The organism is Thiorhodovibrio winogradskyi, assembly GCF_036208045.1.
Classification (GTDB): Bacteria; Pseudomonadota; Gammaproteobacteria; order Chromatiales; family Chromatiaceae; genus Thiorhodovibrio; species Thiorhodovibrio winogradskyi.
Genome location: NZ_CP121472.1, coordinates 5265097 through 5277675 on the forward strand (window position 1 = coordinate 5265097; position 12579 = coordinate 5277675).

The 12579-nt window shown below is 60.0% G+C and carries 14 protein-coding genes; 5 read left to right on the plus strand and 9 right to left on the minus strand.

The features are described 5' to 3' along the window. Nucleotides 1-65 precede the first annotated feature (65 nt). On the minus strand, nt 66-878 hold the full coding sequence (locus Thiowin_RS24105; RefSeq protein ID WP_328985519.1) for a CheR family methyltransferase: 813 nt from the start codon (nt 876-878) through the stop codon (nt 66-68). Between the two features lie 169 nt (nt 879-1047). Further along, nucleotides 1048-1992 carry a chemotaxis protein gene (locus Thiowin_RS24110; protein WP_328985520.1) on the minus strand — a complete coding sequence of 315 codons (945 nt, stop codon included), beginning with the start codon at nt 1990-1992 and terminating at the stop codon, nt 1048-1050. Nucleotides 1993-2314: 322 nt separating this feature from the next. On the opposite strand from Thiowin_RS24110, the gene flgA reads away from it, so the two are divergent. The 5 genes from flgA (at nt 2315) to Thiowin_RS24135 (ending at nt 5886) form a co-directional block, all read left to right on the plus strand. Further along, nucleotides 2315-3118: a flagellar basal body P-ring formation chaperone FlgA gene (gene flgA / locus Thiowin_RS24115; RefSeq protein WP_328985521.1), complete on the plus strand. Its 804-nt coding sequence runs from the start codon at nt 2315-2317 to the stop codon at nt 3116-3118. Between the two features lie 133 nt (nt 3119-3251). Next, on the plus strand, nt 3252-3605 hold the full coding sequence (flgM, locus tag Thiowin_RS24120) for a flagellar biosynthesis anti-sigma factor FlgM (protein ID WP_328985522.1): 354 nt from the start codon (nt 3252-3254) through the stop codon (nt 3603-3605). Nucleotides 3606-3680: 75 nt separating this feature from the next. After that, the gene (locus Thiowin_RS24125) at nt 3681-4169 is read left to right on the plus strand and encodes a flagella synthesis protein FlgN (RefSeq protein WP_328985523.1); all 489 of its coding nucleotides are present in this window, start codon (nt 3681-3683) and stop codon (nt 4167-4169) included. A 113-nt stretch (nt 4170-4282) separates the two neighbouring features. Continuing rightward, a complete protein-coding gene (gene fliK, locus Thiowin_RS24130) occupies nt 4283-5572 on the plus strand; it encodes a flagellar hook-length control protein FliK (RefSeq protein WP_328985524.1) in 1290 nt (429 codons plus the stop codon). Continuing rightward, a complete protein-coding gene (locus tag Thiowin_RS24135; protein WP_328985525.1) occupies nt 5569-5886 on the plus strand; it encodes an EscU/YscU/HrcU family type III secretion system export apparatus switch protein in 318 nt (105 codons plus the stop codon). The genes fliK and Thiowin_RS24135 overlap by 4 nt, the downstream gene beginning before the upstream one ends. Here the strand turns inward: Thiowin_RS24135 and Thiowin_RS24140 are convergent. From Thiowin_RS24140 to Thiowin_RS24170, 7 genes are all read right to left on the minus strand, one after another. Beyond that, nucleotides 5883-6320, minus strand: a complete 438-nt coding sequence (locus Thiowin_RS24140; protein WP_328985526.1) for a DUF2802 domain-containing protein — start codon at nt 6318-6320, stop codon at nt 5883-5885. The genes Thiowin_RS24135 and Thiowin_RS24140 overlap by 4 nt on opposite strands. An 85-nt stretch (nt 6321-6405) precedes the next feature. Next, the gene (locus Thiowin_RS24145) at nt 6406-6891 is read right to left on the minus strand and encodes a chemotaxis protein CheW (RefSeq protein WP_328985527.1); all 486 of its coding nucleotides are present in this window, start codon (nt 6889-6891) and stop codon (nt 6406-6408) included. Nucleotides 6892-6960: 69 nt separating this feature from the next. Beyond that, the gene (locus Thiowin_RS24150) at nt 6961-8088 is read right to left on the minus strand and encodes a protein-glutamate methylesterase/protein-glutamine glutaminase (protein ID WP_328985529.1); all 1128 of its coding nucleotides are present in this window, start codon (nt 8086-8088) and stop codon (nt 6961-6963) included. A gap of 3 nt (nt 8089-8091) precedes the next feature. Next, nucleotides 8092-10299, minus strand: a complete 2208-nt coding sequence (locus tag Thiowin_RS24155) for a chemotaxis protein CheA (protein WP_328985530.1) — start codon at nt 10297-10299, stop codon at nt 8092-8094. A 123-nt stretch (nt 10300-10422) separates the two neighbouring features. Beyond that, nucleotides 10423-11199 (minus strand): protein phosphatase CheZ, encoded by a 777-nt coding sequence (locus Thiowin_RS24160; RefSeq protein WP_328985531.1) that lies wholly within the window; start codon nt 11197-11199, stop codon nt 10423-10425. 57 nt (nt 11200-11256) lie between these two features. Beyond that, nucleotides 11257-11631 (minus strand): chemotaxis response regulator CheY, encoded by a 375-nt coding sequence (gene cheY / locus Thiowin_RS24165; protein ID WP_328985532.1) that lies wholly within the window; start codon nt 11629-11631, stop codon nt 11257-11259. A 73-nt stretch (nt 11632-11704) separates the two neighbouring features. Next, complete coding sequence (locus Thiowin_RS24170; RefSeq protein ID WP_328985533.1) at nt 11705-12457, minus strand: RNA polymerase sigma factor FliA; 753 nt, start codon at nt 12455-12457, stop codon at nt 11705-11707. Nucleotides 12458-12579 lie beyond the last annotated feature (122 nt).

A 12579-nucleotide genomic window follows, 5' to 3' on the forward strand; every position in this document is an offset into this window, starting at 1 on the left:
CCAGCTGAGATCCAGATCAGATCCCACTGTAAACCGACCTGAATTTCGCTCAGTTCTCGATCAGCCTAGACCCGGCGCAGTACCGATCCGCGTGGAGTTCGCTGAACCTCAAAAGCCTTGGTGTATGGAGAGACCGACTCCGAAGCGCCAATAAATAGGTAACCACCGGGGTCCATCTGACGCGCAATACCGTCAAATACCTGACGCTTGGTCTCGGCAGAGAAGTAGATCAGCACATTGCGGCAAAAGACAATCTCAAACTTGCCCAGAGTGGCATAGGAGTCGAGCAAATTGAGCTTCTGGAAGCGCACCTGGCGCTGGATCTCCAGTTTGATTTTGTGGCCGTTTTCGACGGTGTCAAAAAAGCGGTCGCGACGCTCCTGGCTCAGACCGCGCACAATACTTAGGCCATCGTAAATACCATTGCGGGCCTCGGCCAGGGCGGTTTCTGACAAGTCGGTGCCGATGATGCTGGCAGTCACCGCCTTTAGCGGGTTGACGCTGGCATATTCGCTCAGCACCATGGCGATGCTGTACGCCTCCTGCCCGGTAGAGGCGGCCGCTGACCAGACGCGGAGCGAACGCTTGCTGGCAGCCAAATCCGGCAGGATGATGTGATACAGCATCTCAAAGGGATAGGTGTCGCGAAACCAGGAGGTTTCGTTCGTGGTCATGGCATCAATGACGCGCGACTTGAGCTTGGGTTGCGCCGAACCACGCAGAGCGCGCAGCAACTCCTCGACGCTGGCAAAGCCAAATTCATCAAGCAACCTCGACAGGCGGCTTGAAACCAGGTACTGGCGGTTGGAGCCAAGCACCAGCCCACAGCATTCGCTCAGAAAGCGGGAAAAATCAGTGTAGTCCTGCGGATCAATCACGTTTGTCTGGCACTTTGGTTTGGCACTTTATCCCTGTGTTTGGCACTTTAATCCTTGGCGTTTCTGTCTGGCGCCTTTTGTGTTTGGCACTATATTGTTAGGCACCTATGTCTGCCGGGCGACTCTTCACTCGGCACCGCGCGGTCCAAGATCGCGCCCGGCCAGCCCCTCATGCCTCGTGGGTTTGTTGATCACGAGTATATTTCAAGACGGCGGCGGCAAGTTCATCCGGGTCGAATTTTGGTAGAAAATGATCGGCGCCGGCGCGCTTGACCAAATCGGCATTGAACTGGCCGCTGAGTGACGAATGGAGGATGACGTTCAGCGCGCTTAAATGCTTATTTTCGCGAATTTTCCGCGTCAGCGTGTAGCCGTCCATACGCGGCATTTCAATATCGGAAATCACCAGCGCGATCTGCTCGCGCACGGGCTGCGACGGATCCAGGGCCTCAAGGTACTCCAATGCCGCGTGCCCATCAGAGCGTGCCTCGACCGCGAAGCCGAGATCGGCAACGCTGCGCTCTATCTGCCGCCGGGCCACCATGGAGTCATCAACGACCAGCACACGTACCCCACCTCCACCTTGGATCTTCTCCGCCTGATGCTTCAGCTCCGATGAAATCTCACGCGTTAGCGGATTGACCTGCACAAACACCCGCTCAACATCAATGATTTCAACCCAGCGGCTGTCGATTTCGGTTACCGCGACCAGAAAACTCTCACGTTCCGTTCCGCGTGGCGGGGGCTTCACTTTTTCCCAACTCACGTTCACGATACGATCCACATCCGAGACCCAGAAGCCCTGCACTGAGCGGTTGAACTCAGTCACTATGACTTTGGCGTCTTGGTCCGGGGCGATCTTTTGCGCGCCAAACCCGATGGCCCGCGCCAGATCGATAATGGACACCGTCTTGCCGCGAATATTGGCGACACCGCACACAATGGCCGCGGAGCCTGGCAATTGGCGCAACTCGGGCTTGGCGATGACCTCGCGCACCTTAAAGACATTGATACCAAAACTCTGGGTGCTACCGAGATGAAAGAGCAGCAGCTCCATCCGGTTCTGCCCGACCATCTGCGTACGTTGATCGATATCGTCAATAAATTGACTCATTACACCTCCCAAGGCGCAACACTGATCGCGCCGTGATCCTTTAAAGGATGATAGCCTAAAAGCGACATCCTAGCTTAAGCACTGGTCCGCGCAGGGCTTGCGCTGTGCCTGCTTGATTCAGCCGCCCGACCAGGACCCGAGACGCATGACGAGATGGGTTGACAACGCCAACCTGGTCTCTGTTTTGCTTCTCACTCGGGTAACAGAACAGAATCCGGCCTCCCAGGTTTCCAGCTCCAGATATCTGGCCTGACGCTACCATTGACAGAGCCCGAGGCACCCATTGAACGGCCGGAGTCACACATTCGCCCGGAGGCTAAAGATGCTGACATTTCACGACAGAGTTAAGCGCCTGATATCCACTCAGCAGCCCGATTGGCTGCCCACTTGGAAAAACCTGCCTGGCCAGCTGTGCTTGTTCATCGGCGCGGCCATCCTCAACCACTGCATCATCGCCCAAGTAGGAGCTGCAGGCCTCCCCACCGCCGAGGAGATTGAGCCTGTCACCAATATTCAACGCGCGGCCAAGACCTTTCTTTATCGCCATGCCGGCGGAGAGCGCGGCGCCAGTGTAAAAATCATTGTCGACCCTATTGACCCACGCCTGCGTCTAAAACTCTGCGAGCATGATCTGCAGACCAGCCTGGCGCCGGGAGCGCGCAAAACGGGTAACACCAGCGTAAAAATCCAGTGCCAGGGACCGGTGCGCTGGTCGCTGTTCGTTTCCGCCCGGGTTGAACGCTTTGGCGACGTCCTCGTGGCCGCCAGCCCCATCAGCCGGGGTCGCTTGATTACCCCGGCGGATGTCAAACTCGAGCGGCGCGAGACCGGAGGAATTCTCACCGGCTATTTTGAAGACCTGAGCGATGCCGTTGGCATGCAGGCGCGCCGCTCAGTGCGCCCGGGCACGGTACTGAATGACTCACATCTGAAAACGCCGCTCTGGGTCGAGCGCGGCCAACTCGTGCAACTCCTGTCCGAGACCACCGGCATTCGTGTCAGCATGAGCGGCGAGGCGCTCGAGGATGGCGGCGCGGGAGACCGCATCCGCGTGCGCAACAGATCAAGCCAGCGGGAGTTGGAAGGCGTGATTCAATCTCCAGGAGTGGTGCGAGTTCCGATGTAGGAGCTTCAATCCGCCGTGCTGATGAAGCCAGGATGCCCATACTATGCCCCACAGAGTTTTTCAGTTCCCCCCGCCCTTGCCGTTAGGCTAAGATTCGGCAGAAGGCGCTGTCGTTTTGATCGCATGATGACCGATGGACATCAAAAACCTGGGAATTAACAAGGGACGGGCGGAGCGACCCGGGGCAAAACCCGCATCGCAAACCGCCAGTTCCGCTCGAACCAGTTCCGCTCGAACCAGTTCCGCCCTTAAGAGCGGCGGCGCGGGCAGCGCAGCGGCTCAAGCCGGTACCGCGAACCAGGGCGAGTCCATTGAGCTCACGGCCATTGCACGCGCACTGAGCGCAGCCCAGAGCGATGCTGCAAGCCCGCCGTTCGATGCCAAGCGGGTGCAGGAGATTCGCGACGCCATTGCCGAAGGCCGCTATCCAATCGACAACCGCCGCCTGGCGGACAAACTGATCGAACTTGAGGGACTGCTCGACTAAACCGCCGCGGCGAGCCACCCAAAGCCGTGGACGCCAGCTGCCAGCCTGGGCCGCGGAGATGATGGAAGTATCAGCATGACACAGCATCACACCTTTGCGCAGGCATTGGAGCAGGCGATTGAACTCACCGGCCAACTCGAGACATTGCTGCTTGAAGAAACCGCGGCCCTCGACGGGCGCGACCCCGAGCGTTTGCAAATCCTGGTGGAAAACAAACAACGGGTCATTGAGCGGATTGCAGGAGCGACCGCAAGCTTGCAGCACTTCGTTGAAGAGGCTGGCCAGACCTTTACACCCGATGGCATGGACGTTTTTTTGCGTGCAACTAACTTGGCCCGGGAGGAAAGGCAGACTTACACTCAGCAATGGAAACGCCTGCGCGCATTGGCCGCCAGTTGTGAACTCATGAACCGCACCAACGCCCAAGCGGTCGAACGCAGCCGCCAACGCGTCGCGACCGCGCTGAAAATCATCCGCGGCGAGGAGGACAACGGCAGCACCTATTCAGCACAGGGATATTCCCAGTCCAGCACCGTGCTGGGACGCACTCTCACCCAAGCCTGATCCGCGCTCTGACATGCGGGCGCCGCGCGGGACCGAGAGCCTGCCCAATTCTCGGCTGCCGCCGCGATCCACTACCCAACCGGAGCCTGCTTTGGTCATATCCAGGTTGTGTGATGACGGACCCAAACCAGATTAACGCCCGCATCAATGCGCAACTTCATGCCAGCTTGCAAGCCGCACTCATCCAGCCTTCGGATGCGTCCAGCGTCGCGCGCTCCGCGCGCGCGGCGGTGGCACAACGCCAGGACAACACCCCTCTTGCGCTCGGCTCGCGCGTCGATGTACAGGTAACATCGGTGCAACAACCCGGCGACCTTGAGGTTCGCCTGCGGACTCATGTGACTCCTCAGAGCAACACTCAGACCGGGGCCGGACAATGGTCACAAACCATGCGCGTTGGCGTGACGGATGACCTGCACCCCAGGTTGCTGAACGCGCTGCGCACCCTCGCCGCCGGCCAGGGGCGGGGGGCCATGCTAAACGCGGAGGTGGTCTCTCTCAGACCGCGGGTCATGCTGCGCCTGCTACCGTCCGACAACCAAGGCGCACCTGGCACCAAAACCTGGTTCAATGCGCAGTTGCGCAATCACATGCCCGGCGCGCTGCGGCTCGCCACCACCTTTGCCGATTGGAGTCGTGGTCTGCGCGAGGCCGGGCTAGATCGCGGCCTTCAGTCGCCACTCGCGCAGCAGCGCGAACTAACCCAGTCAATCAAGCAGGTACTCGAGCGTCTCGCCAGCCCACGCGAGCTGACCGATCCCGCGCGCCTGGCGGACAGCCTGCGAAATTCCGGTATCTGGCTTGAGGCCGTGTTGGCTCGCGGCGGCGCCTTAACCCATCAACCCTCGCTCCTGGAGTCAGACTTAAAAGCACAACTCTTGCGTCTGGCCGGCAAGGTGCGTTTACAGACCACCCAAGACCTTCCCTCGGCTGGAGCGGATCGGCTCGCGCAACTCTCCACCCCCCTCGCGCGCGAGGTCGATGGCATGCTCAAGCAACTGATTACACTGCAACTGCAAAATGCCGAGAACGCCCCCGAGCAGCAACGCTGGGCTGTGGAGTTGCCCTTTCAGACCAGCGCCGGATTACTGACACTGGATGCCGACATTCAACGCGAAGCAGAACAGGAAGGAGACCAGGGCGAGCACTGGAGCATGCAAATCCGCCTCGACCTGCCGATGCTCGGGCCACTGTTGATTCGCCTGGGCCTCAGGGGCAGCCGTTTGCACGCCAGCCTGGTGGCCGAGCAGCCGAGCAGCGCCGAGTTACTGCGCGAGCGCCTGCCCGAGCTAAGGACGCAGCTTGAAAACCGCGACATTGAGATCGCCAGCCTGCACGCACGCGAAGGCCCTACCGAACGCAAGCCGCCCGCGCGCGCGCCCCTGCTGCGAGAACAGGCATGAGCAAAGAGCGCAAGCACCGCAAAGCGGTCGCCTTGCAGTGGGATCGCCGTCATACGCCGCGCATCACGGCAACCGGCACCGGCCTGACGGCCGAGGAAATTCTGCGCGTCGCCGATGAACATGGCATTCCCTTGCAGCAGGATCCGGCGCTGACCGAGGCGCTGGCACAAATTCCCTTGGGCGAGGAAATTCCGCCCGCACTCTACGTCGCCGTCGCCGAGGTGCTGGCCTTCGTCTTCATGCTAGCGGGTATCGATCCGCGTCGGGATGCGACCGAGGATGACTCGATTGTCGCCGAGAGCGCCGAGAATTAGTTGTCCTGATTGCTGTCCAGACCAAGGGCAACACCCTGGCCGTGCAGATTAAACAGCAGATCGACCTCGGAGTCGGTCAGGGAGCAAAGCTTGCGCACCTCGGCACGCGGCTGACCATGGCGAATTAACTGGATCGCCTGGGTATAGGGGCTACCATCGGCATCGCGCAGGCGCATTTCCAGGCGCGTTTGTTGATTGAGCTCGCCGACCCGATCAATCGCCCGACGCACACTGGCGAGGTCCTCGCGATGGGTCAGGGCCTCGCCCGAGAGCACCTTGACCGCGCCCTGAATGGCCAGCAGTGTTTGTGTCTGCTGTTCCATGACCAGCTGCATGCGCGCCAGACGGCTGCGTAACTGCATCAACGCAACAAGCGCCAGCAAGGCAATACCCGCGGCCAGCAGGGACAGGATATCGGAAGTGGCGATAAACAACTGTTCGAGCGGAGTCCGTAATAGAGAGCCGAATGAAACAGGCCAGAGTAGACCAAGACCAGACCAGCTCGGATCACACTGGCGGCTAAATATTGCGCACCAATTCCCATTCCTCATCGGACAGGAGCTTTTCCAGGCTGATGAGAATGGTCAAACCGTCCGAACTGCTATACACGCCAAGAATAAATCGGCTACTCTGATCATTGCCAACCGCGGGGGCGGGATCAATGCTCTTGGACGGGATCTGCACCACCTCGGCAACCGAGTCGACCAGAATGCCGACATTTTGGTTGTCAACATCAATGATGACAATGCGCGATTGATCGGTCGGCGCCTGGTCCGGCAGCCCCATGCGCCGGCGCCCATCGATGACGGTGACGACATCGCCACGCAGATTGATGATGCCCAGAATATAGTTTGGCACCCCAGGCACCGGGGCGATTTCAGTCACCTTCAGCACCTCCTGGACCTGAAGCACATCGATGGCATAGGTCTCCTCGGCCAGACTGAAGGTAACGAAGGACGAGGAATCGTTGGACTTGGCATCCGACCCCTGTTGTGGTGCGGTCATCTGTTCTCACTCCCGTTAAGCAGTGCGGCATTATGCGGATACTTTGGTCAGAGCGCCAACCTGGCCGGATCAGCAGAACCCCTTCACCAGTGCCGGCCCGACCTCCGTGAGAGTCAGGATATCATCGGCCAGACCAGCCTCCACGACCGCCGCCGGCATGCCATAGACCACCGACGAGGCCGCATCCTGTGCCCATACCCGGGCGCCAAGCCCCTTGAGTGCACGGGCGCCTTCTCGGCCGTCAGCCCCCATACCCGTCAGCACCACCGCCAACACCTGACCACGCAGGGCACCAACGGCCGATTGAAAGCTGATATCGACGCTTGGTTTATAGATGGTGCCTGGCTCACTGTCGGTGATCTTGATCCTTGCGACCGACCCACCCTCGAGTAGCATCTGCATGCCGCCTGGAGCCAGAAGCGCCAATCCTGGCTTGAGCATATCGCCGGTGGCAGCCTCGCGCACCTCGATCTGGCAGAGCTTGTTCAGCCGCTCGGCGAACGCGGGGGTGAAGCTCGCCGGCATGTGCTGAATCAACAGGATGGGTAGAGGAAAGGTCTTGGGCAGGTGCTTGAGCACTTCTTGCAACGCCACCGGCCCGCCAGTGGAAGTACCAATGAGCACGGCACGCGCGGATTTGAGCAGCGCGGGATTGATATCGGCCGCACGCGACAGATGCTCAGCCGCGCGCGCGCCACTGGCGGACACCGGCGTGACCGAGGGCCCTTGGGTGCGCGCCGTGGCTGCCCCCAGCAAGGAACGGGGCGCAGCCGCGGCGCCGCTCGTTGCCGCACGCACGCGACTTCTAGCCAGAGTGCGCACCCGCCGGCGCAGCAGCGCCTTGGCGCTTTCTTCATCTCCAGCCATCTCGCTAAAACGCTTGGGCAAAAAGTCCATGGCCCCGGCATCAAGGGCATCCAGCGTGGCCTGAGCGCCGTCGGTGGTGAGAGTGGAGAACATCAACACCGGACAAGGCGCCTCCGCCATGATATGGCGCACGGCCGTGATGCCGTCCATCACCGGCATCTCGATGTCCATGGTGACCACATCCGGCTTCAACTCCTTGACACATTTGATGGCCTCCTTCCCATCCGCAGCCATCCCCACGACCTCGATACCGACATCCGCATTCAGAATCTCGGCAATGCGTCGACGGAAGAAGCCTGAATCGTCAACAACAACCACGCGACACGCCATGGTTTAAACCTCCTTCGCCACGGCGCGGCTATGCGCGCCGCGACTAATGAGTCCACCCTTGCCCATGGTGCGCATGAGTTCAGGTATATCCAGGATCAAGGCAATACCACCATCTCCGGTAATGGTGGCGCCGGCAAGTCCAGGCACGCCGCTGAGACCCAACCCCAGGGGCTTGATCACCACCTCTTCCTGGCCGACCAGTCCGTCCACCACCAGGCCAACCTTACGCTGGCCAACATGGACCACCACCACATGCGCTTCCTCGCTGGCATTGATGCGCACCTCTGGCCGAATCCAGCGCCCCACATAGACCAGCGGCAGGGCATGATTGCGTACCATGATGGTTTCTTGATCGTCAACAAAGTGACTCTTGGTCAAATCAAGATCGAGAATCTCGGACACCGAGGCCAGGGGAATGGCAAAGCGGCGGCCGTCGAGAATGACCATGAGCGCGGGCAGAATCGCCAAGGTCAGCGGCAGGCGCACCTGCAGGCTGGTGCCGCGACCCAGCTCGGAGTCAATCTCCACCGTGCCGTTGAGCTGGGCGATGCGGGTTTTCACCACGTCCATGCCAACACCACGGCCAGAGACATCGGAGATGACCTCCTTGGTGGAGAAACCGGCCATGAAGATCAGGTTAAAGGCATCGCGGTCGGACAGACGCTCGGCCATCATGGGTTCGAGCAGGCCCTTGCTGACGGCTTTCTCGCGCAGCACATTGGGGTCCATGCCACGACCATCGTCCTCGATGATTAGCGCGATGTGGTCGCCTTCCTGGGCTGCTCCGAGCACCACCTTGCCCTTGCGCGGCTTGCCCTTGGCCACGCGCTCTTCGGGCGACTCGATGCCATGATCAACCGCGTTGCGCACCAGATGCACCAGGGGGTCGGCCAACGCCTCGACCAGATTTTTATCCAGATCGGTCTCCTCGCCGAAGGTCTCAAGGTCAATTTCCTTGCCCAGATTGCGCGCCAGATCGCGGATCACGCGCGGGAAGCGGCCGAAGACTTTCTTGACCGGCTGCATGCGGGTTTTCATCACCGCCGTTTGCAGATCGGCCGTGACCAGCGCCAGCGAGCCGATGGCCTTGGACACTTCGTCATCGCCCATCTGGGAGCGCAGCATGCTAAGGCGGTTGCGCACCAGCACCAACTCGCCGACCAGGTTCATGATTTCATCAAGGCGATGGGTATCGACCCGCACCGAGGTTTCAACCATGGCATTGGCGGCATTGCGCGCGGGCGCTTTGGCCGCGGCGGCGCTGTCTCCAGTAGCCAGTGGTTGTTCCGGTGATGCAGCCGGGGCTGACGTGGTTGGGGCTGACACGGCGGGGGGTTCTGCTGCCGACCTGGGCTGAACCGGTGGAGGTTGCATTGATTTAGCTTGTTGCGGCTGGAACGCTGCTTCCGGGGGTGGCTCATCGACCGCCTGGTCAGCCGGCTCGCCACTTGTTTGCGCGGGAGCTGGCTCTGGCGGTGGCTCCGGTATTGGTTCTGGTGGCGGCGGAGCCTCCGCTGGCTTGGGCTGTCCGCCTTTGCCATGCAACTGATCGAGCAGCGCCTCAAATTCATCGTCTGAAATCATATCGCTGTTGGCGGGCGCGGGCGCGGCCTTGGGAGCCTGGGATTTGGACTCTTTCACCACGGCCGGAGGCTCGCCGACAGAATCGCCACTGATGGCATCGAGCAGGTGGTCGTACTCCGCCTCGGTCATATCGCCAAGGGCGTCGGGCTCGGCTGGTGGAGCAGACTGGGCTGGAGCAAACTGGGCTGGAGCAGACTGGGCTGGGGGCGCGCTCTGAGCGGCAGGCGGGCTGGCATTGCCCGGCACCGCGAGTTTGTCGAGGTCCGCGAGTAAGCCCGCGGGCGCTGGCGCGGGGTCCTGGCCGGATTTGATGTCGTTGAACATGACGTTCAACACATCGAGCACCCGCAGGATTGAGTCCATTAAAAAGCCGTCAATGCGCTTTTCGCCATTGCGCAGCAAATTAAAAATATCCTCGGCACGATGGCAAACCGCCACCATGGAATCAAGGCTCAGAAATCCCGCGCCACCTTTGATGGTGTGGAAGCTGCGGAAAACGGCGTTCAGCAAATCCCTGTTGTCTGGTTCCTGCTCCAGATCGATCAACTGCTCGTTAAGTCCCTCAAGCAGCTCACCGGCTTCAACAAGAAAATCCTGGAGAATTTCGTCATTCGGGTCGATGGCCATGGCCCTTACTCTTACTAATGAAGCTCATGCATTCCCGCGATGTCGGGAGACGTCCGGTTGCCCGTGGAGCTGACTTGGTGCGCCATCCGAGGAAAATGACGCTGTTATTTCCTGGCAAAGGGCTTAGAACCCAAGGCTCGAGAGCAGCGCATCGACATCATCCTGGCTGGACATCACATCCGCCTCGGTGTCCTTGGTATTCGGCACAGCAGGGCCGACTGGCTTGAAACTGTCCAGTTCCGGCTTGGCAGCAGCGGCAGCAGCAGCCGACTGGAGCTTTTCGGGCTCCAGGCGTTCGCCCGAGAGGCGCACCAGCCCGACCAGATTCCCCTCGACCTCCTGCACCAACTTGATGACGCGGGCAATGATCTGGCCCGTCAGATCCTGGAAGTCCTGCGCCATCATGATCTCGGACATCAGGCTGCCAAGCTGCTTGGTTTGATCAGTGGTTTGGCGCAGGAATTCGTCGAGCTCACGGGTCAATTCGCGAAACTGCTCGACACTCAACTTGCGACCGCGAAACTCGGTCCAGCTCCCGGCGAAGCGCGCGGATTCAGCATGCAGCGCCTCGGCAATGGGCAGCCCGGTCTCCACCGCATTTAGGGTACGGTGGGTGGCCTGCTCGGTCATGGTAATGACGTGATTCAGGCGCTGCTTGGCATCTGGAAATTCGGACCGGGTGATTTCGATCAGGCGGGAGTCGTCACGGAAGCTGCGCAGGGCGTCGTGAAGTTCGCGGGTGAGGCGCCCAAGCTCCTCGAACAACTCGCGCTCATAGGGGGCTCCCAGGCGTTGAATGGTCAGGCCAGCTTCATCGACCTGCCCTGACTCGAGTTGCTCGACCAGCAGGCGCGCCAACTCGAGTTGACGTGCCTGTGTTGCTTCATTCTGATGTGGCATGATTTTCTTGCTGCTCCGGAACCAGTGGTAAAGCCAGGGCACCCGCAGTGAACAATGTCAGCCTTCGAGCCGCTCAAAGATTTTATCGATCTTTTCTTTCAACGTTTCGGCCGTGAAGGGTTTGACGATATAGCCATTCACCCCGGCTTGCGCCGCCTCCATGATCTGTTCGCGCTTGGCCTCAGCCGTGACCATTAGCACTGGCAAACTCTTGAGACGCTCATCCGCGCGAATGGCCTTGAGAAGCTCAATGCCTTGCATGTTGGGCATATTCCAGTCGGTCACCAGGAAGTTGAAATCGCCGTTTTTCAGCATTGGCAGCGCGGTGCTGCCATCATCGGCTTCCATGGTGTTGCTGAACCCGAGCTCGCGCAGGAGATTCTTGATGATACGACGCATCGTGGAAAAATCATCCACGATGAGAATTTTCATGCCTTTATCCACTTTCAGCTCCAAACCAACTCGATTAGTAATTAGATGAAGACCACAAACCAACGCCAGCAGTTCAGATTCCGGTCCCCGAGCCCACCCAATCCTGCAGGCGCGCCCTTAGTCTATGAACAGACTGACTGCGGATCTGGCACACACGGGATTCTGTTATTCCCATCACAGCACCGATCTCGCGCAAATTCAATTCCTCGTTGTAGTAGAGCGCCAACACCAGTCGCTCCTTCTCGGGCAGACTGGCAAGGGCTTCCGCCAAAGCGTCGCGAAAATCGTCGCGCTCAAGTGACTCAATCGGCGTCAAACCATCGGCTGGCAACAAGCGATCAGGATCTTGATCTTGACCGAAGAGTTCATCCAGACCCAGCAGATGCACGCCCGCGTTGTCCTGGAGCATGGCATGGAATTCATCCAAACCAACATCCAACTCGGAGGCAATTTCTCGATCACGCGCGGCACGCCCCTCGCGCGCCTCGACGCGCTGAATGGCCTCGGCAATCCGACGGCTGTTGCGATGCACCGAGCGCGGCGCCCAATCCGACCGCCGCAGTTCATCGATCATGGCGCCGCGTATTCGAATCCCGGCGTAGGTAGCAAAGGTGGCGCCCTGCCCGCCCTGAAACTGTCGCGCAGCCTCAATCAGGCCAATCATACCTGATTGAATCAAATCATCGACCTGCACCGAAGCAGGCAGGCGCGCCATCAGGTGATGCGCGATCCGCCGCACCAGGTCGACGTGTTCGGTTACGAGCTGCTCGGGCGACTGCGCGTCGGCATCGCTTCGATAGCCTTGAAGGGGTCGCTTTGCGGTCATGACGGGTGCAAGGTCATGCCTCCCAGTGCTCGACTTGATCGATGTCAGTCTTTGGCATTGTAGCCCGAAAAAAGGACCAAAAGGCCAAGCCTGACAGCCAGGCTAATGCCCGTCGCACGACA